Genomic DNA, 25,845 nt, shown 5'->3' with positions numbered 1-25,845 from the left:
TGGGCGCCAGGTTATTCGGGCGACGGTGCACGATGGTTTCGCGGCTCACAGCAGCTCCAACACTCCTTGCAAGGGAATGGCGACCCATTCGGGTCGATTATGCAACTCGTAGCGGATCTCGTAGAGCGCCCTGCGCAACATGAAGTGCCTCAGGAGGAGATCACTCTGCTCGGCCGCCGGCGGATAGAGGCGCGCATCGGCGGCGGCTTCGCGGTAGGCGGCCAGGAAGCGCTCGCTCATGGCGCCGCTCCAGCGCGCGAACGGATCGGCCATGCGCTCGCGCTCCGCGGGATGATCCTGCGACACGAGGGTCAGCGTGCGCGCAGCCGCATACCGAAACGAGCGAAGGATCCCGGCGACGTCGATCAATGGGCATTCCTTCAGACGTCCGGCACCCGGACCACCCGTCGGCTCGCCCTCGAAATCGATCATGACCACGTCGTTGCCGACGACCAAGACTTGGCCGAGATGCAGATTGCCGTGACAGCGGATCTTGAGCAGATCGAGATCCGCCGGGAGTGGGTCCATGAGGCGCGCCAGGAGCAGGGAGCTCGCGGCAAGAAACTCCTCGCCGACTGCGCGCGCTTGATCGGAGAGATTCTGCAGCTGCGCCTCCAAGCGCGCGAGTGTCGTGAGCGCATCGGCGTGCAAACGCTCGCGCCAGGCACCGGGATCGGTAGCGGCGACCGGCTCGGGCTCGAAGGCCGGGCCAACGCCGGTGCGGGCCAGCGCCCGATGCAGCTCGGCGAGACGCCGCCCCAAGGTGTCGATCAAGGCCGCGTAACTGACATGAGCGAGGTCGCTGTCCCACTCATCGACACGGTCACCGTAGGCATCGCCGAGGCGTCCGAGCAGATCCAGTGTAACCCCCCACAAGTCGCCCTGGTTCGGGACATATTTCTGTAGGACGGCCAGGGTCGTCGCGAGACCATCCTCGTCGCGGAAATCCAGGGTCCCGGCCAACGGCACGATGCCCGCAAAAGGCGACACCTCGGTTAGAAAGCGTCCCATCTCGATTTCGGAGCTGAGACCCGGCCGCAGCCGCCGATAGATCTTCAGAAAGAGTCGGTTGTCGAGGATGGCCGCACTGTAGGAGCGATCGGGCGGCTGCCGGACCTCCTGCCTCGCATCGAGGTCTCCGACAAGCGACGCCATCGCGCTTGTCGGCTGAAACACCAGGCTGCCGACATCCAGCGAGATCTCGTCACCCGCCCGAATCGCGGCGGTCATCTCCCGGGCGAAACGGGCGTCCGCCAAGGCATCGCAGAGGGTACCCGTCGTCGCCTGACGCCGCACCCGCGCCAGCGCCGTACCGAGTCCGGGACCTGCCATGCCCGTGCCGTCGCCATCGTCCCAGAGGATCGCCAGCGGGAAGAAATAGTACTGCTCGCCGCCATCCTCGAGTTCGACCCGAATCAGCGTCAAGAGCCACTCGCGCCATTCCTGCCATTGCGCGAACGACACGGCGCGGATCGGCCGACCCTTCGCGGCATACCAGCGACGCGTGCTCAGATAGGCAGGAAGGATCTTGTTTTCCATCAGGGACAGCGCACGCTTGGAGGCATCGCGCCGCATCGCCCGCGTCGGCTGCAAGCTGCGCCAACCCTCCGGCGTCACCAAGGTCGCAAGCTGCAGCGGTGCGAGATGCTCCTCGTGCCAATCCGGTGCGGCGGCGTCCTGCGAGAGCAGAAACCAGTAAAAACCGTGCCCCGGCAGGGTGAGCAGATACGGCAAATCACCGATCGGGGGAAACGCTGTCTGACCAAGCAGCTCGATCGGCACCCGTCCGCGAAACGACGCCAGATCCAGCTCTACCGGCTGGGCACCGCGCCCGAGGTTGGCGACGCACAGCAACGCTTCGCCATCCTTATCTGCCGCGCCGCCTTCGCGCACATAGGCCAGGATCTTGCGGTTGCCGGGGTCGAGAAAGCGCAGACTGCCGCGTCCGAAGACCCGATGGGCCTTGCGCACCTCGATGATCCGCCGCATCCAGTTGAGCAGGGAGGCGGCATGACGCTGCTGCGCCTCGACGTTCACCGATTGATAGCCGTAAATGGCGTCCATGATGGGCGGAAGATAGAGCCGCTCCGGATCGGCGCGCGAGAATCCCGCATTGCGATCCGGCGACCACTGCATGGGCGTGCGCACGCCNNAGATAGATGTTGTCGCCCATGCCGAGCTCGTCGCCGTAGTAGAGGATCGGCGAACCCGGCATCGACAGCAGCAGGCTGTGCAACAGCCGGATCTTGTCCTGGTCGTTGCCGAGCAAGGGGGCGAGCCGTCGCCGGATGCCGACGTTGATGCGCATGCGCGGATCCGCCGCATAGGTCCGGTACATGTAATCGCGCTCGCGGTCGCTGACCATCTCGAGCGTAAGCTCGTCGTGATTGCGCAGGAAGATGGCCCATTGGCAGCTCGGCGGGATCTCCGGGGTCTGCTCCAGGATCTCGACCACCGGGTAACGGTCCTCCTGGGCAAGCGCCATGTAGATGCGCGGCATGAGCGGAAAATGATAGGCGAGGTGACATTCATCGCCGTCGCCGAAATAGTCGCGCACGTCCTCCGGCCACTGATTCGCCTCGGCCAAAAAGATGCGGTCGCCGTAGTGGTGGTCGACGACGGCGCGCATCTGCTTGATCACGGCGTGTGTCTCCGGGAGATTCTCGTTGTTGGTTCCTTCGCGCACGCACAGATAAGGGATGGCATCGAGCCGCAATCCGTCCACGCCCAAGTCCAGCCAGAAGCGCATCAGGCGGATCACCGCCTTGACCACCTGCGGATTGTTGTGGTTCAGATCGGGCTGATGAGAGAAGAACCGATGCCAGTAGTATTGCTGAGCGACGGGATCCCAGGCCCAGTTCGAGGTCTCGGTATCGGTAAAGATGATGCGCGTTTCGGCAAATCGCTTGTCGTCGTCGCTCCAGACATAGAAGTCGCGCTTCTTCGACCCTTTCGGCGCCCTGCGCGCAGCCTGAAACCAGGGGTGCTGGTCGGAGGTATGGTTGATGATGAACTCGGTGATGACCCGCAGACCGCGCCGATGTGCCGCGCCGACAAAACGACGGAAATCGCGGCGGCTGCCGTAGCGCGGATCGATGTTGCGATAATCGGCGATGTCGTATCCGTCATCGCGCATGGGCGACGGGTAGAAGGGCAGCAGCCAGATCGTATTGGCGCCGAGATCGCGGATGTAATCGAGCTTGCGGGTCAGCCCGCGGAAATCGCCGGTACCGTCCCCGTCGGTATCGAAAAACGCCTTGACGTGCGTTTGATAGATGATGGCATCCTTGTACCAGAGCAGGTCTTCGGACATCGTGATTTAACCTGTCGAGAACCCTTGTCGATAAGCAACTACGGCAACACCCGAGCCACGGAAGGATCCCGCACCGGTTGTGCCGATGCGATCCCTGTCGCAACCGCCGTCAATACAGTGTGTGCGCGTCGAATGCGCCGATCATGGTGGTTTTGAGCCAGCCTCGACAGCGCTCTCCTGATCCCGACGCATCCGCCGAAGGCCGCTGCCCCGACCCTCGGCGTTTTACCGACTAGTATAGGCATTGACGAGACCAAGAAAGCAGTCGGCGTCAAGCACGAGGCTTGCTGAAATGACAGAACGGCAACAGACGATGCCCTTCGGTGCGGCGGTCGAGCACGACGGATCCGTGCGGTTTCGGCTGTGGGCGCCCGCCGCGCGGCGGATCGATCTCTGCCTGAAACAACCCGCGGGCGAGCGCTGTCTGGAGATGCAGGCGAGCGGCGCCGGCTGGTTCGAATGCCGGAGCATGCGCTCTCCCTGATCTCCTCCCTCTACGACGGATGCAGGCGAGCGGCGCCGGCTGGTTCGAATGCCGGACCACCGAGGCACATCCGGGCACCCTCTACAGCTACCGCATCGATGGCGGGATCGAGGTTCCGGACCCCGCTTCGCGGTTTCAACCGCACGACGTGCACGGACCGAGCGAGGTCATCGATCCCGCGGCCTTCGACTGGGGCACGCACGCATGGGAGGGGCGGCCGTGGTACGACGCGGTCTGCTACGAGCTGCACATCGGCACCTTCACCCGGGAGGGCAGTTTCCGCGCCGTGATCGAGCGGCTGGACCATCTGATCGCACTCGGTGTCACAGCGGTTCAATTGATGCCGGTCGCGGATTTTCCCGGCCGACGCAATTGGGGCTACGACGGCGCCCTGCTCTTCGCCCCCGACTCGAGCTATGGCCGCCCCGACGACCTCAAGCGCCTGGTGCTGGAGGCGCATCGACGGGGCCTGATGGTGTTCCTCGATGTCGTCTACAACCATTTCGGACCCGAGGGCAACTATCTTCATCTCTATGCCCCGCAATTCTTCACCGAGCGCCACCATACCCCTTGGGGTGCCGCGATCAATTTCGACGGCCCCGAGAGCCTCGAGGTGCGCGCCTTCTTCATTCAAAACGCGCTCTACTGGCTACAGGAATATCATTTCGACGGCCTGCGCCTGGACGCCGTCCACGCGATCCTCGACGACTCGCAGCCCGACTTCCTCACCGAATTGGCAGAGGCCGTGCGGGCCGGTCCCGGCCGGCACCGACCGATCCATTTGGTTCTGGAGAACGACGGCAATACCGCGTCCTATCTCACCCGACACAACACGGGCGCACCGCGCCGATACACCGCGCAGTGGAACGACGACTTCCATCATGTCGCACACCTGATCGTGACCGGCGAACGCGACGGTTACTACGCCGACTATGCCGATCGCCCCATCGACTATCTGGCGCGCTGCCTGGCCGAGGGTTTCGCCTATCAAGGCGAACCCTCGACGTGTCGTCACGGTGAGCCACGCGGCGAGCCGAGCGCCGGTTTGCCGCCCGACGCCTTCGTCAACTGGCTGCAAACACATGACCAGGTCGGTAATCGCGCCTTCGGCGAACGTCTCCATACGTTGACGAGCCCCGAAGCATTCAAGGCCATGCTGGCGATCCTGCTGCTGGCGCCCTCCCCGCCATTGCTCTTCATGGGCCAGGAGTGGGCGGCACAGACCCCCTTCCTGTTTTTCTGCGATTTCGGTGACGAGCTCGCCCGGTCCGTCGCCGAAGGACGCCGCCAGGAATTCGCGAAGTTCGCCGCCTTCGCCGATCCGGCCGCGCGGCAATCCATTCCGGACCCCAATGATCCGGCGACCTTCAGCCGCTGCAAGCTCGACTGGGCCAGCGCACGAGATGCCCCGCACCAAGAATGGCTCGCCGTCCATCGCAAGCTGCTCGAGCTGCGACGACGCGAGATCGTTCCGCGTATCGAACGTATTCGCGCGGGTGCGACCGACTTCGTCCTGCTCGGCGACCAGGGGCTCTCGGTGGGCTGGGAGCTGGGCGACGGCTCCCGACTCATACTCCGCGCCAACCTGAGCAATACCGAGCTCCGACTCCCCGAACCTTCACCCTATGCGGGCGCCACACTTCTGCATCTGGAGCCCTCCGAGGCCGGCACGGACTTGAACGACAACCGTCTGCCGCCCTGGTCGGTTGCCTGGCATCTGCAGGGTGAAGGACGGTAATGGACGTGGTTTAACCGGACGCGATTCAAATGAAGCACTCTGATCTCGCGCAGCTCTGCACCCATTACGGCGTCGCCGTGAGCTACGCGGATCGCCTCGGCCAGCCCCGTGAAGTCGCACCTGAGTCGCTGCGCGCACTGCTGCGGACACTCGGGATCCCGGCCGGCGACGCGGCGACGGAGCGCGTCGCCCTGCGCGCGGCACTGGATCGAGACTGGCGTCGCATCCTGCAGCCGGTGGTCGCGCTTCGGGAGGGCTCTCGCGAACACTGGATCGACCTGTCGCTGCCGGAGTCCGTGGAGCCGGACACCCTGCAGTGGGTGCTGCGCGAGGAGGATGCAGGCATCCGGGAAGAGGCTCTGCAGACCGCGCCGGGGCAGGCGTCGAGTCGGCGCAGACTCGACAACGGATCCTGGATTCGACGGCGCGTGGCCCTGCCGCTACCCGCGGGGCCAGGCCGGCATCGCCTGGAGCTGCACGCTTGCGCAGACGGCGCACTGCTAGCGGTCACGACCCTCATCCTGGCGCCCCGGCGCGCCTATGAACCCGCAAGTATCTGCAGGGAGCGCCGCTCCTGGGGCCTCGCCACCTCGCTCGAAGCGCTGCGGTCGGGGCGCAACTGGGGTGTCGGCGATTTCACCGACCTCACCCGTCTCATCGAGCTGCTGGCCGAATCCGGCGGCGGCATGCTCGCCACGCCTCCCCTGCACCCACGGGCCGACGGACGCGTTCACCTGTGCGACCCCTATTTCGCATCGAGCCGACAGTTCATCAATCCGCTCTATATCGACGTCGAGGCGATTGTCGAACTCGCCGAATCCCCCGAGGCCCGAGCGCAGATCGCCGAGGAGCCCTTTCAGGCCCGCCTGCGCGCGTTGCGCGCGGATCCCCCGGGCGATCCGGGCGCTGTCGCCCGGACCAAACTGGATATCTTACGACCCCTGTTCCGGTATTTTCGTCGGCAGCATCCGAACCCGGACAGTCCGCGCGCAGCGGCCTTTCTGGCCTTCCGCAACCAAGCCGGCGAGCCATTGCAACGCTATTGCCTGTTCGAGGCCATCGCTGCCGGATCCATCGAAACCGCCGGCGCGCGGACCGATGCCGACGAGGCCCATGTCTCTTTGCCCGCCGCGGGATCGGCCGAAGCCGCAACGCTCGCTCGGGCGCATGCCGAGCAGATCGACTTCCACGCCTGGCTGCAATGGATCGCACACCGGCAGCTTCAAGGGGTCGGGCGGCGCTCTCTGGAGTTGCATCTGGCGCTTGGACTGAGTCCGGAGCTCGCGCCCGGCGTTGCCCCGCAGGGCGCCGACGCCTGGAGCGAACCGGAACTGTTCGTCGCTGCCGCACGGCTGGGCGCCTGCCCCGGGCCGCAGTCGCCCGACGGCGAGGATTGGGGGTTACTGTCCTGGCATCCGCGCGCGCTCAGGGAGGCCGCTTATGCCCCGCTCGTGGCCGTCTTGCGGGCCAACATGCGCGACTCCGGAGCTCTGCGCATCCGACACTTGTCCACGCTGCTCCGCCCCTTTCTGATCCCGGAGGGACAGCAGCCGGAGGCCGGTACCTATGTCGCCCTACCGCAAGAGGAGGTGCTCGCCGTCCTCGCGCTGGAGAGCCGGCGCAATCAGTGCTTGCTCATCGACAATGACCCGGACGGCGCACCGGAATCGATCCGCGAGGCACTCGCGGACCTGGGCGTCCTCGAGACCCGCCGCCTTTACGGCGAACGCGACGCGCACGGCGGTTTCCTCCCGCCCTCGCAGTACCCCGAGCAGGCACTCGTCTCGGCGAGCGATCCCGAGACACCGCCGCTCGCGGGTTTCTGGCGCGGCACCGACCTGGAGCAACAGCGGTCGTTGGGCCCCGCCGCGGACAAGCATGTCTACGAGGATCTACTGGTCCGGCGCAACAACGACCGCGCACATCTGCTGCTCGCACTGGATCGCGAGGGACTGCTGACCCCGGAGCAGAGCAAGGATCCGCTGGCCGTGCCCGAACTCACGCCCGAGCACCTGCGCGCCGTCCAGGTCTATCTCGCTCGCGCACCCTCACGCCTGTTGCTGCTTCAGGCAACGGACATCCTCGGTCAGACCGGACCGATCCGAGCGGGCGGTCGCGACGTCGGCTCTCCCGAGGGGCCGATACGCCACAAGCTCGCAATCGACGAATGGCCCGATCGGCCGGAGATCCGCACCTTGTTCGCGGCGGTACGCACGGCGCGCGGTGCCGAGTGTGCGACAACACCGCGGGATCGACCGGCTGCCGAGCACGACACCGGCAGGGCACGCAGCCTTGCCGTCATTCCCCGCGCGACCTATCGGCTACAGCTCCACGGCGGCTTCGGTTTTGGCGCAGCGACCCGGCTGGTGCCCTACCTCGACGCGCTCGGCATCTCCCATTGCTATCTCTCGCCGATCTTCAAGGCCCGCCCCGGCAGTAGGCACGGCTATGACGTGATCGCGCACGATCAGATCAACCCGGAGCTCGGCAGCCGCGAGGACTACGAGCGCTTCTGCGAGACGCTGGCGGAGCACGGTATGAGCCAGATCCTCGATGTGGTTCCGAATCATGTCGGCGTCATGGGCAGCGAAAACCGCTGGTGGCTGGATGTCCTGGAAAACGGGCCGGCCTCACTCTACGCGGACTATTTCGATATCGACTGGGAGCCCTTGAAGGCGGAGCTGCGCGGCAAGATCCTCGTACCGGTCCTGGGCGGTCATTACGGCGACATCCTCGACAGCGGTGAGCTCGAGCTGGTGTTCGCCGAGGGCGCATTTCGCATCGAGTATTACGAGCACCGGTTTCCGATCGATCCACGCGAGTATCCCCGCATCCTCGCCATGACCACCGATCTGGAGCGACTGCGCGAGCGCATGGGCCGGGATCACGGCGACCTCGCCGCCTTTGAAAGCCTGATGACCGCCTTCGGGAATCTGCCCTCCAGAGACGCACGAGACACGGAGGCGCTGAGCGAGCGACGACGCGATACGCAGATCCATAAACAACGTCTGGCGGAGCTGTGCTCACGCCATGCGGATCTCGCCTGGTATGTTCAGGAGTGTCTACGCCACTTCAACGGCGCCGAGGACTATCCACCCGATCCGGGCCGCATGCATGACCTGCTCCAAGCCCAGGCCTATCGCTTGGCCCACTGGCGCGTGGCCGCGGACGACATCAACTACCGCCGATTCTTCGACATCAACGACCTCGCCGCGCTGCGCATGGAGAATCCGCAGGCGCTCGAGGCCACCCACGCGCTGGTGCTTGAGCTGATCGGCAACGGCCGAGTCACGGGGCTGCGGATCGATCACCCGGATGGGCTGCATGATCCCGCCGGCTACTTCCGTTGGCTCCAGCAGCACAGCGCCAATGCCTTTGCGGCGGGCGAAGATCAGCCGACCGAGACCGATCTTCCACTCTATCTCGTTGCCGAGAAGATCCTGACCGGCGACGAAGAGCTGCCGCCCGAGTGGCCCCTACACGGCACAACCGGCTATGACTTCGCGGCGCTCGACGATGCGTTGATGGTGGATACCCGCGGCGCCGTTCCGCTGAGCGACTGTTACCGAGATTTCGCCGGCGCGATTCGGCCCTTGGCCGACGAGGTCTACGCCGCCAAGCGGCTGGTGATGCGCAACCTGCTCTCCTCCGAGCTCCAGGTCCTCGCCACCGAGCTGTCGCGTATCGCCGAGGCGGACCCCCACACGCGCGACTTCAGTCAGAATGCGCTGCATGACGCACTGACCGAAATCACCGCCTGTTTCCCCGTCTACCGCACCTATCTCACACCCGGCGAGGTCTCCGACAGTGATCGCCATCAGGTCCTCAAGGCGGTCGCGGAGGCCAGGCGGCGCAGTCGGGCCGCCGACCTGACCGTCTTCGGCTTCGTCCGGGACGTGCTCCTGACCGACATCGCCGAGGGCAAACCGGCGCCGCTGCGCGAGCGGGTGCTGCGGCTTGCCATGAAGTTCCAGCAATACACCGGGCCGGTCATGGCCAAGGGCCTGGAGGATACGGCCTTCTACCGCCACCACCGTTTGGTCTCGCTCAACGAGGTCGGCAATGATCCCGGCCGCTTCGGCATCGGGATCGACGCCTGGCATCGCGCCAACCAAAAACGCTTGAAATCCAGGCCGCACGCCATGCTGAACGGCTCCACCCACGACAGCAAACGCTCGGAGGATCTGCGCGCGCGTCTGCATGTCCTCTCCGAGCTCCCCGAGGAATGGCGGCGCCACGTCACGCGCTGGTCCCGCATCAATCGGCGCTTGCGACGCGAGCTCGATGACCGAGTCCTGCCCGATCCGGGCACCGAATATCTGCTCTATCAGACCCTTCTCGGGGTGTGGCCCTTGGAGGATCCCGACGAAGAGGCGTTGCAGCAATTGTGCAAGCGCGTCCGCGACTACATGCTCAAGGCGGTCAAGGAGGCCAAGATCCACACCGCCTGGACCAACCCCGACGGCGACTACGAAGAGGCCCTCGCCGCCTTCATCGACGCCCTCTTCGAGCGCGAGCGCAGCGCGGTCTTTTTCGCCGACTTTCTGCCCTTTCAGCGGCGCATCGCACGCTTCGGGCTCTTCAACAGCCTGTCCCAAACCGCGCTGCGCCTGACCGCGCCGGGCGTGCCCGATCTCTATCAGGGGTGCGAGCTGTGGAACTTCAGCCTGGCCGATCCCGACAATCGCCGTCCCGTCGACTTTACCCTGCGCATGGCCTTGAGCGACAGGCTCGCGGACGCTCGCGAGGAAGGCGCCGGGTTGACGCGCGCCCTGGCGGAACGGATCGAAGACGGGCGCGCCAAGCTCTTTCTGATTCGCCAAGCGCTGACGCTGCGCCGCGCCGATCCGGAGCTCTTCGCGCTCGGCGACTACCGCCCCCTGGCGGTCGAGGGACCGCACGCCGAACGGCTTTGTGCCTTCAGCCGCCGTCTGGAAGACCGCGCGGTCATGGTGGTCGTCCCGCGCCTGTTGGCCGGGCTGGTTCCGGAGCCGGAGGCCGCCGACACCCTGCAGGCGGATCCCTTCGATCACCCCGGCTGGTCCTCGACCTGGGTCGAGGCACCGGCCCCTCGCCTGCGCGACCGCCTGTCGGGCGCGCTTCAGCAGACCAAAACCGACCGGGGTCGCCACCTCATCCCTGCGGCGGAGCTGGTACAGCGTTTTCCGGTGGGACTCCTGACGAGCGAAGACCATGACCGAGCCTGAGACATCCCGCCCGAGCTCATCGACATCGAGGATCTCGCGCAGCGGCTGAATGAAAAGCGTCCGGCCCTCTTTCTCGACTACGACGGCACCCTCACGCCGATCGTCGAGCGTTCGTAAGACGCGACCCTGTTTCGGGAGATGCGCCAGGTCCTGCAGCAAGCTGCGCGGATCATGCCGGTCGCCATCGTCAGCGGTCGCGACCTGGTCGACGTGCGCTGCATGGTCGACATCGACACCCTCGTCGATGCCGGCAGTCATGAAGATGCCTTGCGCGTCCTGCTCGGACAGGATCTCGGGATCCTGGTGGCGGATCGACCCCAGCGCGGCGCATTATCGGGTACGCGACCCCGACGCGGTCGCCGCACTGCTGCGCGCACTGGTCGCGGCGGAGAGCGACGATGAGTGCCGGGGAGCGAGATCACAGCCATCAATTGGAGCGGCTCGCTCGGTGTGATGAGCGGCATCGATGGCGGGGTTCGCAACAACGGTGTCGCGCGCTATCGCGATCTCGAGGGGCAGCATCTGGAGACAGTGGAAACCCGGGCCGTCCGCGACGACGCGATCTATCTCAAGTCTCGAACCCGCCAAGCGCGCATCGAGGTTGCGTTGGCCGCGCGCACGCATGCCTATTGCAATGGCGAGCGGCTGGACATCGAACCCGCGGTGAGCAAGTTGCCCGACAGGATCGAACACACCTTCCAACTCCAACTCCAGCTCGCGCGCGAGACACCCGTCATTGTCGAGAAGATCGTCGCCCTATACAGCTCACGCGATTTTGCCGTTGCTGAATCTGCGCCTGCCCGAGATCACCCGCTCGCTGCTGCGATACCGTTACCGACGGCTCGACGCAAGCCGCGCGGCGGCGCAGGCGGCCGGGCTGCGGGGCGCCATGTATCCCTGGCAGAGCGGCAGCAACGGTCGCGAAGAGAGTCAATCGGTCCATCTCAATCCGCGCTCCGGACAATGGACGCCGGACGAGACGCAGCTCCAGCGCCATGTCGGCAGCGCCGTTGCCTTCAACATCTGGCGCTACTACGAGAGCACCGGCGACTACGAATTCCTCGCCGCCTACGGCGCCGAGATGCTGCTGGAGATCGCGCGTTTCCGGTCCAGCATGGCGGCCCGGGCGCCGGAAAGCGATGTCGCCGACATTCAGGGCGGCACCACCTCCGAAGGCATTCATCTCGGCGCCATGGCCGGTACGGTGGATCTGATTCAGCGCTGCTACACCGGCATCGAGATACGCGACGGACACCTCTGGCTCAATCCGATCCTTCCGCGCGAAGTGTGAAGGTGTGATCGACAGCCGAACGACCTGCTCGAACAGGAGGGCATAGCGGTCGTCGTCGGGCTCGCGCTAGAGCGAGCCGAGATCGTCCCCCTAGATCCGGAAGGGTTCAGATAGTCTTGCTCGTCGGATTGAGTGCGACTCATCGGCCGCCTCCGTCGGAGCTTGCATCGGTTCGCGGGGTGTCGCGGAATCGGGGTTTCAATCGCATCGGGTGGGGTTGAAGTCCGAGCTTTCGCCATTTAGCCTCGGCGTGGTTTCAGACCTGTTCTCCCACTCTGCCGGAGGCGATCGCATGAGCATGTATGCGTCTTTGACATCCGTTCTCGATCGAACCCTCGTCCGGACCCCGCCGGTGACCGGCGACCGTCCGCTTGTCCGCAGGGCTGCGCTCCTCTTTACGATTGCAGCGACCGCCGCGGTGGCGACGATCGTGACCGCGCCCTTCTCGGCCGCGGACGGCATGGATCCGGATCTGGTGCGGCTCCTGCACGCGATGGTCGGGATCAAGGGGATTATCGCGTTGGCGGCCGCAGCACTTGTGTATTGGCGGCTCGGTCATCCGATCGCGCGGCCTGTCGCGACCGGCTATGGCGCCATGATCTGTGTTTCGGTGGCGGCGCTCGCCTGGCTCTGGACGCTCGCGAGTATTCCGCTCGGCTCGCTCTGCTTCTATGGTGGCTTGGCCGGTTTGATCTTGGTCGGGCGTTTCGATTCGGGCCTTTCAGCGGGCCGCGGACGCTGAGCGACCAAGGCGTCATCCGCCGGCCCTTTGATCCGCCTGCTCCGCCTCGGACGGAAGCGCGACCAAGGAGAACACCGCGTCGGTGGCTGCCGCGATGATGTCGCGACGTGGCGATGCCGTGTCGGACGTGTCGCGTTTGCAGACCAACCGGCAGAGCCAGTCGGTGGGGGACTCGAAATCGCAGTGCTCGGCGCCCGTCACCCGCTCCACTGCGGCCTGGTCGGTCGCGGAGAAGACGGCGAGACCCTTGTTCTCGGCGTTGCAGGGCGAGGGATCACCGACCAGACCGATCAGCGGGCGATCGAGACCGGCAGCCATCCCCTCGCCGAGCCGACCGGCGTCCACCAGATCGAGCGCGACCACGCCGAGTGTCCGTGGATCGTTGCGGCCCGCGACCAGTGCCGCCAGCCCGCCTGCCGAGAATCCGGCATAGACCACCTGTTTCGCAGCCAGGGCATCCGCCACGAGGATCATATCGAGTCCATTGCGGACATGCCGTCCGTCCCAGAATCGCGCGTTGCAGAAGTCCAGCGTCACGGTCGGGACCCCCTTATCCGCGAGTGTTTGCGCCAGATCGACCATCCGCTCCTGGCTGCGGAGGAAACCATGCCCGAGGACAACCAGATCCTCGGTCCGCGCTCTTGTCGGTCGATACAGGCGATAGTGCAGTGCGCAACCGGTCGCCGAGTCAACCGCACCGGTCTCGACGTGCGTGTCGGAAGGATCCCCTCCCGGCGAAAAAGACGCGCCGGGCAACGCCTCGGCGACTTCCTTGTCGAATGACCTGGTGTGCTTGGCCTCCCGTGCGACCAGCCCGAAGCAGCCCGCCAGGACCAGACAAACGCACAAAATAGCTGTAAACTTCACTTGACACTCGACCCGTAATACGGAATTGACATTTATTGCGCCGCATCAACGCGGGGCCGCCTGGACTGGCGGAGGATCGGTACCGAAACGCAGGCTCGGTGCCGATTTCCTTATTTAAACCGCACCCGGCGCGTTATGCGATGTTTCTGGATGGGATCGGCCCCGGCAGATTTGACAGCCGCTGGAGACGGCGTGGCTAAGGTCAGGTCGGGACAAGCACAGCGCAGTCCACCAGCGCCGGCGGAGGCATCGGTTAGATGCCGGGCGGCGATTTGCCCCCATATCGGCAAAGTGTGGCTGACCAATGACGAGAAAACCTCCGATGCCGGCGACAACCGCCGCAGCAGGATCCCGATGGCAGAAGCGACGGCCGTTCGCGCAGGCGAGACCCAGACCCCCGCGCAGGAGCAAGAGATGCCCGCACCCGAGGGCGCGGGAGGGCTGTGCCTGGTCTTCGGCGCCAGCGGCTACATCGGCGGCCATTTGGTCCCGCGTCTGCTCGCCGAAGGACGGCGCGTGCGGGCGAGTTCGCGCAGCCGAGAGACGCTCGAGGCGCGCGGCTGGCCCGGCGTGGAGATCGTACCGGCGGACGCACTTGCGCCCGAGACCCTGCCCGCGGCGCTGCAGGACGTCGATGTTGCCTATTACCTGGTGCATTCCATGGCGGCGGGGCGCGATTTCGGGCGCTTGGACCTTGAAGCGGCCCGCAACTTTGCCGATGCCGCGGCACAGGCCGGCGTGCGGCGCATCGTCTATCTCGGCGGACTGGTGCCGGACGATGCCGTGAGCGAGCACATCGTCTCGCGACGCGACACGGGCGAGGTGCTGCGCCGCGGTTCGGTCCCCGTGACCGAGATCCGCGCCGGGATCATCGTGGGTCCGGGCTCGGCGGCGTTCGAGGTGATGCGCGACCTGGTTTATCATCTCCCGGTCATGGTCACGCCGCGCTGGGTGCGTGCCAAATCGCCGCCCATCGCGCTGGAGAATCTGCTGGTCTATCTTGTTCGGCTGCCCTGGGTGAAGGAGGCCGCGTCGCTGAGCCTGGATACCGCCGGCCCCGAGACCCTGACCTACACGCAGATGATGTACATCCTGGCCGATGCAGCGGGCAAACGCCGCCCCTGGATCATCCCGGTTCCCGTACTGACACCGGGGCTCTCGGCGCACTGGCTGCGCTTCATCACATCGGTGCCGACCAACGTGGCGCGTGCCCTGATCGAGGGTCTGCGCCATGACTTCTATGCCGACGATGCCGAGACCCGCCGGCTGGTCCCCCAACGCCTCCTGGGGTTTCGGGAGGCCGTCGATGCCGCGTTTGCTCTCGAGCGCAGCGGCGAGCCTATTACGCGCTGGACCGAGGGTGCCTTTAGCGTGCGCAATCAACGTATCGATTACGCCTATTATGCCAAGCGTGCCTCGGGCACGTCCGAGACCCGCGCGGATCCGGCGGCGGTCTGGCGACTGGTGTCGGCGATCGGCGGGGACAACCGCTATTACTATCTGGATACGCTCTGGTCCATCCGCGAGTGGATGGACTGGGCTATCGGCGGCCCCGGTCGCATGCGCGGCCGACGCCATCCGCAGAACGTGCGTACGGGCGACCGCATCGACCACTGGAAGGTGCTCGGCGTCGAGCCCGAGAAACGTCTCAGCCTGGCCTTCGGCATGCGCGCCCCCGGAGCGGGCGTGATGGAATTCGACCTCACCCCGCTGCCCGACGGGGGCACATGCCTCACGGCGACGGCCTACTGGCACCCGGCCGGGGTTTGGGGACTGCTGTACTGGTATTCACTGGAACCCATTCACCGCTTCGTCTTCAAAGGACTCACGCGTGAGATCTGTCGCCGCGCCGAGCGGGATCAACACAGACCACACCCGATCGAAGGCAGTCTATAACGAGGTTTTATCGACATGGATACAGGTAAGGATTCGGCACTTTCGCAACCGCACGGCGCGGCCAAGACCGGCAAGGTCGCACTTCCGGCCGCGCTCGACGCCCCGCGGCACGATCTCGCGACCGAGCACGGCGGACGCATTCATTCTTATGCGGATACCTCGGCCACGGGCCGTCCGCTGGTCCTGGTGCACAGCATCAATGCAGCACCCAGCGCATTCGAGATGAAGCCGCTGTTTCAGCAGTATCGCTCGCAGCGGCCCGTTTATGCGCTCGACCTGCCGGGTTTCGGCCATTCCGATCGCAGCAGCCGGCGTTATTCGCCGAGCCTCTTCGCCAACGCCATCGTCGACTTTCTGGAGAAGGTGGTCGGCAGGCCCTGCGATCTGGTCGCCTTTTCGCTTGGCTGCGAGTTTGCCGCACAGGCGGCGCTGATCAAGCCGGAGTTGGTCGAGTCCTTGGTGCTCATCTCCCCGACCGGGTTCAGCGCGCGCCGACTGCCGACCGGCCAGGCCGCAGAACGCGCCTACAAGGTGCTGAGCGTGCCCGTGTTGAACGACGGACTCTTTGCCCTGCTGACCTCGCGCCCGAGCATCCGCTTCTTCTACAAGCAGGCTTTCCACGGCGCCATCCCGCCCGAGATGATCGATTACGCCTACGCGACATCGCATCAGCCAGGCGCCAAGTACGCGCCGCTCTACTTCCTGTCCGGTCAGTTGTTTACACCGAACGCACGCGAGAACCTCTACGCGAACGTGGCGCAACCCGTGCTTGTGCTCTACGATCGCGATCCGAACATCGACTTTCACGAGCTTCCGGACTTCCTGAGCCACCATTCGAACTGGCGGGCCGAACGCATCGCGCCGACGCGCGGACTACTCCAGTGGGAGCAGCCGGCGCAGGCGGCGGCTGCGATCGATCGCTTCTGGTCGATCCCTCAGGCCGCCTGAGCTTTTCGAGGATGCCTTGTCCCGGATGCGGCGCTTGACACCGCATCCGGGGCAGAGACACCAGACCGCCGGTTCTTCAAACTGACTCATGCTTGCACCGCTCAAGACCCTCGAGCAGATCGTCGCTCGCCTCGCCGAGACGATCGATAACCTGCCGCTCACGCGCTCCGAGGGGTTCGTCTCCCTCGTCCTGGAGTTGCCTCAAGCCCTGGCGATCGCTCCGGAGATCCCCGGCCCGCAGTTTCAGTTCGCGCACAATCATCGGGGCGAGGTGCGGGCCGGCTACGGCATCGCCGGCGAATGGACCGCGCAGGGAGAGGCACGTCTCCAGACCTTACGCACGCACGCCAAGCGGATGTCGGCGCACTGGGAGCATCTCGACCCGGACGAGACCGGCTTCTCGGGGTTTGCGATGCTCGGCTTCGCGTCATCGCCCGTGCCCGACGCACCGGGCAAGCCCGAGACCTTGCCCAACGCGCTGCTCTGGCTTCCCGAGCTTGCGCTGTCCTCGCGTGGCGGTCAGGCCGCGGTTATCCTCTCGAGTGCGTTGCCGGTTGCCGCAGATCTCCTTTTCGCGCGTTGGAAAGACCGGCTCGAGCAGGTGATTCCACGCCTGAATCAGCCGGCGCTCGATCCGCTGACACCGGCACGTCTCGATCAGGGGCCGACCGAGCCGGATCCGGCAAGCTGGCAGGACCTCGTCTTGTCCGCCCTCGAGCAGATCGAGCAGGCGCATCTGGAGAAGGTCGTCGTCTGTCGGCGTCTCAGACTCAAGGGTCACCGGCGCTTCGATCTGACCCGGCTGAACGCCGCGCTGGCCTATCTTTTTCCCTCCTGTCAGGTGGTGACGATCCGCCGACACGCGACCAGCTTCGTCGCGGCCACACCCGAGCGCCTCTTCACCCAACAGCGCGACCGCATCGAGGTGGATGCGATTGCCGGGACGGTCTGCCGCGCGCCGAATGCCGATCGCGATGCCGAGCTCACGAGTGCCCTGCAGACCTCGCGCAAGAACCTGCACGAGCACATGGTCGTCGTCGATGCCGTGACCGATGCGCTCGGCCATTGCAGCCGTCGCATCGAGCCGCCGGACGGACCTCGAGTGATGCAGCTCAACAACGCGCAACATCTCTGGAGCCTGGTGCGCGCCGAGCTGGATCCCGGTATGGACGTCTTTCAGCTCGCCGAGCTGCTGCATCCCACACCGGCGACCAACGGTCACCCCTGCGAGCTGGCGCGGGCCTGGCTACGGCGCTCCGAACCGCTCCGACGCGGTTGGTATACAGGTGCGGCCGGGATCATCGAGCCGGATCTCACCGGCGAGCTTTGGGTGCTGCTGCGCTGCGCCGAAATCCACGAGAGCACGGCGGATCTCTACGCCGGGGCGGGGATCGTCGCGGGCTCGGATCCGGAATCCGAGTGGCAGGAGACCGAGCACAAGCTTGCGGCCATGTCGACGGCACTGCAGTTCGCATGAGCGAGACCGAGACGCCTGATCAGGGTTGTCGCAATCTACGCTGGGCACTGGCGCTCTTCGATGGCCTGGTCCGCGGCGGTGTGCGTCGGGTCGTGCTCTCGCCCGGCTCGCGCTCGACGCCGCTCATTCTGGCAGCCCAACGACAGCTCCTCGTCGAGATCACCCCCATCCTCGACGAGCGCAGCGCCGCCTTCTTCGCATTGGGGCTGGCGCAGGCCTCAGCTCGGCCGGTTGCGCTCGTGTGCACCTCGGGCAGCGCCCTCTCCCATTGGTTTCCGGCGGTGATCGAGGCATCCGAGTCCGGTGTCCCGCTGATCCTGCTCTCGGCGGATCGCCCGCCCGAGCTGCGCGGCTGGGGTGCGAACCAGACGATCGATCAGACGCGTCTCTTCGGCGGTTTTACACGCGAGTTTCATGATCCAGGTCCGGCCGAAGAAGGCCCTGCCGCGCTCAAGGCGATACGGGCGCTCGGGCTGCGCGCCGCGCTCGTCAGTCGGGGTCCGCGGCCCGGCCCGGTGCATCTGAATCTGCCGTTTCGCGAGCCGGTCATGCCGGGGCCATCCTGCACGGCCGAGCCGCTCGGGTCCTTCCGGGCACCGGCGACCGGCCCGCGTGACGGACCGGAGGCGGGTTCGTCGGCGGCGGATCAGGTGCGTTGCTTCGACACACCGCAGTGGCCGCAGGAGCTCACGACACTCCTCGGCGGGCGCGGGATCATCTGCTGCGGTCCGATGAGGCACTCTGACGCAGCGGCCGAGGCCATCTTCGCCTGTGCCGAGCGGCTCGACGCCCCGGTCTTGGCGGACCCACTGTGCGGCCTTCGCTTCCGCCCGGCGCCGAGCGCTCGGATCACGCGCTACGACAGCCTGCTGCGCAATACCGCGGCCGCAGCGACGCTGAGACCCGACTGGGTCATCCGGTTCGGCGGGACACCCGTCTCCAAGATGCTGTCCGGCTGGCTCGAGGGGATCCCGTCCATCCTCGTCGATCCCGGCGAGCGCTGGACGGATCCGACCCACGACGTCATTGCCCGGATCAGCGCAGATCCGATCGCATTTCACAGGCTGCTGAAGACACGTATCGAACGCAACGCGCACGGGCTCTGGATCCGGCGCTGGAGCGCCGCGGAGCAGACGCTCGAGCGGCTCGCCCGCGCCTTCCTGGAGCAGTCGCCCTGGTGCGAGGGCCATCTCATCGCCGATCTGCTGGAACACCTCCCCGCGGGGGACGGTCTCTTCTGCGCCAATTCGCTGCCGATCCGTCAGCTCGACACCTGGTCGGGACAATCGGGCAAACCGCTGCGGATCTTCGGTCATCGCGGTGCGAGCGGGATCGACGGACAAAGCTCCACGCTCGCCGGCCTGAATTCGGGGAGGGTCGAGCCGACACGCGGCGTCGCCGGACTCTTGGGTGATCTGTCCTTTATCCATGACCTCAGCGGCCTGATGCTGATGGAGAAGCTCGACCGCCCATGCATTGTCTTGAATAATGGCGGGGGTCGTATCTTCGACTATCTGCCGCAGCGCGGACTGGCGGGGTTCGAGGCACTCTGGCGAACGCCGCAGCGCGTGCAGCCGGATGCCTTGGCACGCGCCTTCGGGCTGCCGTATCGTTCGGTCGAGGACGCATCGGGTTTCGTGCAGGCCCTGGCCGAGGCGATCGACGCCGGAATGCGTGCAGAGCCGGCCGGACTCATCGAGGTCCGTCTGGATGCGGAGCTGAGCCTCCGGACGCACCGTGCGTTCTGGAACGGCGTTCGCGAGCAATCCATCATCGAGAGTGAATGAGGTTCCTAAGGTGTCGTCAGCGTTGAGTCAGCAGGCCGGTCAAAACGAAATCGAGGGACCGAGCCCCGTCGTGTGGGAGACGCCCCCCGGCGACCTCTATCAAGACATCCTCTACCAACAGGTGGAGCAGATCGCCAAGATCACCATCAACCGGCCCGAAGTGCGCAACGCCTTTCGGCCGCAGACGGTCCGCGAGCTGATCGACGCCTTCCGTCGCGCACATCTGGATCCGCGTGTCGGCGTGATTATCCTGACCGGCGCGGGTGATCTGGCCTTCTGCTCGGGCGGCGATCAGCGCATCCGGGGCGACGAGGGGTACCGCGACGAGTCCGGGGTCGAGCACCTGAACGTGCTCGAGCTGCAGCGTCAGATCCGCACCCTCCCCAAACCGGTCGTGGCGATGGTCGCGGGCTATGCGATCGGCGGCGGGCATGTACTGCACCTGATCTGCGACCTGACGATCGCGGCGGACAATGCCCGCTTCGGCCAGACCGGGCCGCGTGTCGGCAGCTTCGACGGCGGTTTCGGGGCCGGACTCATGGCCCGCACCGTCGGCCTGAAGAAGGCCAAGGAGATCTGGTTCCTATGCCGTCAGTACGACGCGCAGGAGGCGCTCGCGATGGGGCTCGTCAACACGGTGGTCCCGCTGCGCGAGCTGGAATCCGTCACGCTCGATTGGTGCCGGCAGATCAACCGACTGTCCCCGACCGCGCTGCGTGTGCTGAAGGCATCCTTCAACGCAGAGACGGATGGACTCGCCGGTATCCAGGAGCTGGCCGGGAATGCCACCGCGCTCTTCTACACGACCGCCGAGGGACAAGAAGGACGCGATGCCTTCCTCGAGAAACGCGAACCCGATTTCGGCAAGTTCCCGCGGCGTCCCTGACGTGGCGAGTTCCGGGTCGAATCTCGCGCTCTGGATTGCGGCGGCGCGCCCGAAGACGTTAGTTCTGGCCATGGCCCCGGTCCTGGCGGGGATCGGGCTGGCCGTCTTTCGGACCGGAGAGCTTGCCGCCGGCACCGCCTTGCTCACATTGATCGCGGCGGTGGCGATCCAGATCGGCACCAACCTGCACAACGATGCCTCCGACTACGAGCGCGGGACGGACACCGCCGATCGTCTCGGCCCCCCGAGGGCAACGGCCGAGGGCTGGTTCAGTCTAGAGCAGGTTAAGCGGGCGGCACACCTGGCGTTCGGGCTCGCCTTCGTGATCGGGCTGGCCTTGGTGGTGCGCGGCGGTTGGCCGATCCTCGCCATCGGGATCGCATCGCTGGTCGCGGGCTATGCCTACACCGGCGGCCCGCGTCCCATCGCCTACGGCCCGTTCGGCGAGCTCTATGTGCTGTTGTTCTTCGGGCTCGCCGCCGTGGGCGGGACCTATTACCTGCAGACATTGAGCTTCGATTGGTCGGCATTCATGGTCGGTGTCGCACTGGGTCTGCCAGCCGCCGCCGTCTTGCTCCTGAACAATTATCGGGATCTGGAGACCGATCGCATCGCTGGACGGCGCACACTGTGCCACCATCTGGGCCGACCGAGGGCGCGTGTTCTCTATGGCCTGTTGCTGCTGGCATCGATCGCAATTCTTGGCCTGACCTTCGGCCCGACCATCGCATGGCCTCTACTCGCGGCCGTCCCGCTCGGCGTCCTTCCGACACTGAAGCTCGTTCGCGGCGCAACCGGCAAGCAGATCAATCCACTCCTGGGACAAACCGGGCTCTTTCAAGCGGCAGTAACGGTGTTGCTGCTCGTCGGATTCGCTCTGAGCCGCATCGCATGATGGATCGACTCCGGATCGATCGATTCCGGATACGCCCGTTTGACCTGCCGCTGCGTCGTGACTGGCACAGTGCTCGGGGCGGATTCGAGCGACGACGTGGCTGGCTGGTCTGCGCCGAGACGGATGGTGCGATCGGTTTCGGCGATTGTGCACCGATTCCCGCCGCGGGAACGGAGGATCCTGAATCAGCCAAATCCGCTTTGTTGAATGCTTGTGCCCGGGCGCCCGGCAGATCGGTCGGCGAAATCCTGGAGATGCTGGACACTGGATACGCCGCAACGCCGGCCGCGCGCTTCGCGCTCGAATGTGCCCTGCTCGACCTCCTGAGCCGAGCGGAAGGCGTTCCCTTGCGAAGGCTCTTGGCAGCCGATGCATCGGACGTTGTTCCGGTCAACGGGATCCTCGGCGCACTCGCAACCCTGACGGCGGCTGATCTTCAACAAGCCGCGGTGGCGGGTTTTCGGGTGGTGAAGCTTAAAGTGGGCGTCGAGACGTCTGCCTCGGAGATTGCCCGCCTGACGGCGCTCGCGCCGTTCGTGCCGACCGACATGCAACTTCGGCTCGATGCCAACGGTGCGTGGGGCTATGACGAGGCATGTCGCATTCTCGATCAGCTGGCTGGGCTGCCGATCGAATCGTTGGAGGAACCGCTGCGGATCCCGGACCCGAGCCGGCTGCATGCGCTTCAGGAGCGAGCGGGCTTTCCGCTGGCGCGTGACGAAAGCCTGGCGGGGCTGACTGCCGATGCGGATCTCGGCGGGCTGGGTGTAAGGCGCATCGTCATCAAGCCGGCTGTCGTGGGTGGGCTTGGGTCGGCGCTCGACCTGTCGCGACGCGCAGCCAGGGCCGGTCTCGAGGTCGTGGTCACAGGTGTCGTCGAGAGCGCAGCCGGACTCTGGCCGACTGCTCAGCTGGCCGCCGCTACCGGCAGCGCGCTCCCGCACGGACTCGCTACCGCGGACTGGCTGGCCGAGGATCTCGGGGTTGTGCCGCGCTTGTGCGGCGCACACCTGTCGCTCTCCGACCGACCGGGCTCCGGATTTACGCCGCATCCGGATCCCAACCCGGAGTAAAACCAAGACGAGAAGGTTTCGATCGAAGTCCCCGCATGACGACACACCTGGATCCGGAACTCTGGTCGCTGGTTCGCGTGGCGCTGCATGTCGGCTTCTTCTTCGCTGCCGCCTATCTGCTCCGGTCGATGTTCGACGCCCGCTGGGTCACCGAGCTGCGCCATTTGCCGCGCCCCAAATGGTCGGTGCGGGTACCGATCGTCCTCTTGATCCTTTTGTTCATCGGGATCCTGGTCTATCAAGCGACATGGCAGTTGATCGGTGCGTCTCGCCCGGAGTTCATCGCCTTCATGCAGCTGCACGACAGGCGCGAGCTGAACCCGGCGCATCGGATCCAGCGCGGGCGGATCCTGGATCATCGCGGCGAGGTGCTCGCCTACAGCGAGGAGATCCTCGGACAGGTCTATCGGCTCTACCCCGATGGGCCCGCCTTTGCCCATGTCGTCGGCTATAGCCATCCCTGGTTCGGGGCTTCGGGGATGGAATCGGTGGCGAACGTGCGACTCAACGGCGGCGCGCCGGACGGACTCGGCGACTGGGGGAAGCTCGGTCGTCAGCTCGTCACGCAGGACAAGCGTCCGCGCGGCCGAGACCTGACACTCACGCTCGATGCCGAGCTCCAACGAACGGCCTTCGCCCTCCTCGAAGGAAAACAGGGGGCAATCGTTGCCATGCGGCCCGAGGACGGGGCGATCCGCACGCTCGCGAGCGCACCCTCCTACGATCCGAATCGGATCACCTCGGCACTCTTCCAGGATGCGGGCCCGGGCGCGGCCTTGTTGAACCGCGCCACTCAGGGTCTCTATCCACCGGGCTCGACCTTCAAGATCCTGCTTGCCGCCTTGGCGCTGGAACAGGGTTTTTCCGGGACGCTCGAATGCCCTGCGGATGGTTTCACGACCTCCCCGCGCTATCGGAAGATCCGGGACCATGAGTACTATACCGCCAGGAAGAGCGGCTCGATGTGGGCGGGGCACGGGCGCATCGATCTCGCCACGGCGTTCGCCCGATCCTCGAATGTCTTTTTCGCTCAGCTCGGCGTGCGCTACGGGCATGACGCCTTCTACGGCATGACCGAACGGATGCAGCTCAATCGCCGGATCGTCCTGCACGAGACGCCCTACGGAGACTGGTCCATGCGCACGGGCGAGATCCGGCGACTCGACGCCTCGGACCAGTATGGACTCGCTCAGATGTCCATCGGTCAGGGCGCCGCGCTGGTGACACCGGCACACATGGCGCTGATCGCCTCCGCGGTCGGCAATCGGGGGCTCGCCGTGAAACCGCGGTTGATCGAGACGGAAGAGCCCGCGCCCTTGGCCTATTTCATGAGCACATCCGTCGCCGAACGCTTATCGGCCATGATGCGACAAGTCGTGATCAGCGGGACCGGCCGCGGGATCGACACCCCTCGACTCGCGATTGCAGGAAAAACCGGAACCGCCGAGAACCCACATGGTGCGTCGCACAGCTGGTTTGTCGGCTTTGCACCCGCCGAGCGGCCTCAGCTGGCAGTGGCGGTGTTGGTCGAGCACGGCGGCTATGGCTCGACGACGGCGGCGCCGATCGCGCGGGATCTCCTGACGCGTGCAGTCGATCTGGGGTTGATCCGATGAGTCGGGCAAACGGGCCGATCGACGTCGCGGATACCTGGCATCTACGCGCGCCGGAGCGTGCACTTCTGGCCTGGTGTGTCGTCTGTATCGCGCTCGGATTCGTCATGCTCTGGGGCTCGACGTACGTGGGCGGCGGAATGCTCGACGGACTCGATCTTTTGCCGCTCGGGCTCTATGCCCTTTCGCTGCTGACGCTGCATCTCATGCTGGTAACGACGCGATTCAGGGGCGATCAACTCATCCTGGTCGCCGTCGCCTTTCTATCGGGATTCGGGATGCTCGCCCAATACCGGATGGGATCTTTCGAAACCGGGGGAACGATCTCGCTCAACCTGCTTCTCTTTCCGATCGGGTTGATCCTGATGGGAGCAACCGCGACCATCCTCATGCGCGGCCGTTATCAGGCCCTCGGGCTAGCGCACTGGATCTGGGTCTGGGCCGGGGTATCGCTCGGGCTTCTGGCGGTCTTGCTGCTGTTCGGCCAGCGCTTTCGCGGCGGCATCTATGCTGCCGGTTTGATCACACCGAGCGAGATCCTGAAAGTGACGATCGTGCTGTTCGTGGCGGGATTTATCGCGCGCAACGCAAAATCACTCGCCGTTTGGGGAAAAGGTTTGCCGCTGCCGCCGTGGCGCGCCTTGCTGCCGCTCGCCGGTTTCTGGCTGGTTCTGGCGGGCCTTTTGGTCGTCCAACGCGATCTTGGACTCTTCATCATTCTGAGCATCGCCTTGCTGACGATGCTCGTCGTCGGGAGCGGACGCATGGGCTATCTGCTCTTCGGCGGGATCGGCGCGATCGCACTGGCCGTGGCCGTCTTGAAGGTTCTGCCCCATGGAGAGCGTCGGGTCACGGCTTGGCTCGAGCCTTTCCGTGATCCCACGGGAGGGAGCTGGCAGATCCTGCAGGGATTGTCCGGAATGTTTTCCGGAGGACTCTGGGGAGAAGGATTCGGACGCGGCAGCCCGGAATATACGCCCATCGCCCAATCGGACTTCATTTATTCGGTTATCGGAGAAGAATTGGGATTTGCGGGATGCGCAATCGTGATCCTCTTCTTCCTGATCCTGTTCGGGCGAAGCCTGCTGGTCGCCTCCCGAGCGCCCGAAAACTATGGCCGAGCGGTCGGGATCGGGCTCGTAACGGTCCTCGCAACCCAGACCTTTCTCAATATCGGCGGGGTCACCAAATTCGTCCCTCTCACCGGCCTACCCTTGCCCTTCATCAGTCACGGCGGAAGCAGTCTGATCACGGGATTCATCAGTGTAGGCATACTTCTCGCCATCTCCGACGGGCAACCCCCAACAGCGTCAAGGAGTCGGGTCGCTAAGCAGACAAGTGGGGTTGCGGGGAAGGGTGTTCGAAGAAATCAAAAGACTTCGGTGGGTTGATTCTACTGAGTGCGTCAGGGAAATCGCGAAGGGCCGTGGTCTGCACGGCAGATAGGCGTTTTGCGCGCGGCACGAACAAGTTAGGCGAATTCCAGCCGCCGTTATACGGAGCAGCGGAGCCGATATTGCGATTACAAGCCTTGCTGATGGATGCCGAAGCGACGGGCCTGCTCGAGAGCATCGATCGCACGCCCGGGCGCAGTTTCGTGTCCTCTTTTCCGCGCCCATAAAAAAACC

The 25,845-nt window shown here is 65.4% G+C and carries 16 protein-coding genes and 3 pseudogenes; 16 read left to right on the top strand and 3 right to left on the bottom strand.

The genetic code is table 11. From position 1 onward, the window contains the following. Positions 1-45 precede the first annotated feature (45 nt). Both B4N44_RS09045 and B4N44_RS09040 read right to left on the bottom strand, forming a co-directional pair. Positions 46-2,136, bottom strand: coding sequence for a putative maltokinase (locus B4N44_RS09045; RefSeq protein ID WP_422664311.1), 2,091 nt, complete (start codon positions 2,134-2,136; stop codon positions 46-48). A gap of 70 nt (positions 2,137-2,206) precedes the next feature. Next, positions 2,207-3,313, bottom strand: a pseudogene (locus B4N44_RS09040) (alpha-amylase family protein); the annotation flags it as partial. Positions 3,314-3,605: 292 nt separating this feature from the next. Here B4N44_RS09040 and B4N44_RS09035 point away from each other — a divergent pair. From B4N44_RS09035 to B4N44_RS09010, 7 genes and pseudogenes are all read left to right on the top strand, one after another. Continuing rightward, positions 3,606-3,797: a hypothetical protein gene (locus tag B4N44_RS09035; RefSeq protein WP_296699640.1), complete on the top strand. Its 192-nt coding sequence runs from the start codon at positions 3,606-3,608 to the stop codon at positions 3,795-3,797. Positions 3,798-3,816: 19 nt separating this feature from the next. After that, positions 3,817-5,535 (top strand): malto-oligosyltrehalose trehalohydrolase, encoded by a 1,719-nt coding sequence (treZ, locus tag B4N44_RS09030; RefSeq protein ID WP_296699639.1) that lies wholly within the window; start codon positions 3,817-3,819, stop codon positions 5,533-5,535. A gap of 29 nt (positions 5,536-5,564) precedes the next feature. Beyond that, the gene (gene treY / locus B4N44_RS09025) at positions 5,565-10,742 is read left to right on the top strand and encodes a malto-oligosyltrehalose synthase (RefSeq protein ID WP_296699636.1); all 5,178 of its coding nucleotides are present in this window, start codon (positions 5,565-5,567) and stop codon (positions 10,740-10,742) included. Positions 10,743-10,880: 138 nt separating this feature from the next. Beyond that, positions 10,881-11,144: a hypothetical protein gene (locus tag B4N44_RS09020; RefSeq protein ID WP_296699633.1), complete on the top strand. Its 264-nt coding sequence runs from the start codon at positions 10,881-10,883 to the stop codon at positions 11,142-11,144. After that, positions 11,145-11,501, top strand: a pseudogene (locus tag B4N44_RS19920) (glycoside hydrolase family 65 protein); the annotation flags it as partial. Positions 11,502-11,514: 13 nt separating this feature from the next. Then, positions 11,515-11,901 (top strand): annotated as a pseudogene (locus tag B4N44_RS09015) (glycoside hydrolase family 65 protein); the annotation flags it as partial. A gap of 424 nt (positions 11,902-12,325) precedes the next feature. Beyond that, positions 12,326-12,775, top strand: a complete 450-nt coding sequence (locus tag B4N44_RS09010) for a hypothetical protein (RefSeq protein WP_296699629.1) — start codon at positions 12,326-12,328, stop codon at positions 12,773-12,775. Positions 12,776-12,787: 12 nt separating this feature from the next. Here B4N44_RS09010 and B4N44_RS09005 read toward each other — a convergent pair whose 3' ends face one another. Beyond that, positions 12,788-13,642 carry an alpha/beta hydrolase gene (locus B4N44_RS09005; RefSeq protein ID WP_296699627.1) on the bottom strand — a complete coding sequence of 285 codons (855 nt, stop codon included), beginning with the start codon at positions 13,640-13,642 and terminating at the stop codon, positions 12,788-12,790. A gap of 414 nt (positions 13,643-14,056) precedes the next feature. On the opposite strand from B4N44_RS09005, the gene B4N44_RS09000 reads away from it, so the two are divergent. From B4N44_RS09000 to B4N44_RS08960, 9 genes are all read left to right on the top strand, one after another. Next, entirely contained in the window at positions 14,057-15,538 is a 1,482-nt protein-coding gene (locus B4N44_RS09000) for a DUF2867 domain-containing protein (RefSeq protein ID WP_296699813.1), read from the top strand. A 15-nt stretch (positions 15,539-15,553) separates the two neighbouring features. Next, on the top strand, positions 15,554-16,486 hold the full coding sequence (locus B4N44_RS08995) for an alpha/beta fold hydrolase (RefSeq protein WP_296699625.1): 933 nt from the start codon (positions 15,554-15,556) through the stop codon (positions 16,484-16,486). Between the two features lie 88 nt (positions 16,487-16,574). Next, on the top strand, positions 16,575-17,963 hold the full coding sequence (locus B4N44_RS08990; RefSeq protein ID WP_296699622.1) for an isochorismate synthase: 1,389 nt from the start codon (positions 16,575-16,577) through the stop codon (positions 17,961-17,963). Beyond that, positions 17,960-19,750, top strand: coding sequence for a 2-succinyl-5-enolpyruvyl-6-hydroxy-3-cyclohexene-1-carboxylic-acid synthase (gene menD / locus B4N44_RS08985; protein WP_296699620.1), 1,791 nt, complete (start codon positions 17,960-17,962; stop codon positions 19,748-19,750). The genes B4N44_RS08990 and menD overlap by 4 nt, the downstream gene beginning before the upstream one ends. Positions 19,751-19,820: 70 nt before the next feature. Continuing rightward, positions 19,821-20,636, top strand: coding sequence for a 1,4-dihydroxy-2-naphthoyl-CoA synthase (gene menB, locus B4N44_RS08980; protein WP_296699617.1), 816 nt, complete (start codon positions 19,821-19,823; stop codon positions 20,634-20,636). After that, the gene (locus B4N44_RS08975) at positions 20,581-21,531 is read left to right on the top strand and encodes a 1,4-dihydroxy-2-naphthoate polyprenyltransferase (RefSeq protein ID WP_296699615.1); all 951 of its coding nucleotides are present in this window, start codon (positions 20,581-20,583) and stop codon (positions 21,529-21,531) included. The genes menB and B4N44_RS08975 overlap by 56 nt, the downstream gene beginning before the upstream one ends. After that, positions 21,528-22,604: an o-succinylbenzoate synthase gene (gene menC, locus B4N44_RS08970; protein ID WP_296699612.1), complete on the top strand. Its 1,077-nt coding sequence runs from the start codon at positions 21,528-21,530 to the stop codon at positions 22,602-22,604. Before B4N44_RS08975 ends, menC begins: the two co-directional genes overlap by 4 nt. A gap of 35 nt (positions 22,605-22,639) precedes the next feature. Next, positions 22,640-24,220, top strand: a complete 1,581-nt coding sequence (locus B4N44_RS08965) for a peptidoglycan D,D-transpeptidase FtsI family protein (protein WP_296699610.1) — start codon at positions 22,640-22,642, stop codon at positions 24,218-24,220. Further along, on the top strand, positions 24,217-25,608 hold the full coding sequence (locus B4N44_RS08960) for an FtsW/RodA/SpoVE family cell cycle protein (protein ID WP_296699607.1): 1,392 nt from the start codon (positions 24,217-24,219) through the stop codon (positions 25,606-25,608). Before B4N44_RS08965 ends, B4N44_RS08960 begins: the two co-directional genes overlap by 4 nt. Positions 25,609-25,845: the final 237 nt, after the last annotated feature.

The sequence above is a fragment of the Thiocapsa sp. UBA6158 genome (assembly GCF_002423035.1).
Classification (GTDB): domain Bacteria; phylum Pseudomonadota; class Gammaproteobacteria; order Chromatiales; family Chromatiaceae; genus Thiocapsa.
The sequence above is the reverse complement of the archived record's forward strand: the minus strand, read 5'-3'. Positions and strand labels throughout refer to the sequence as shown.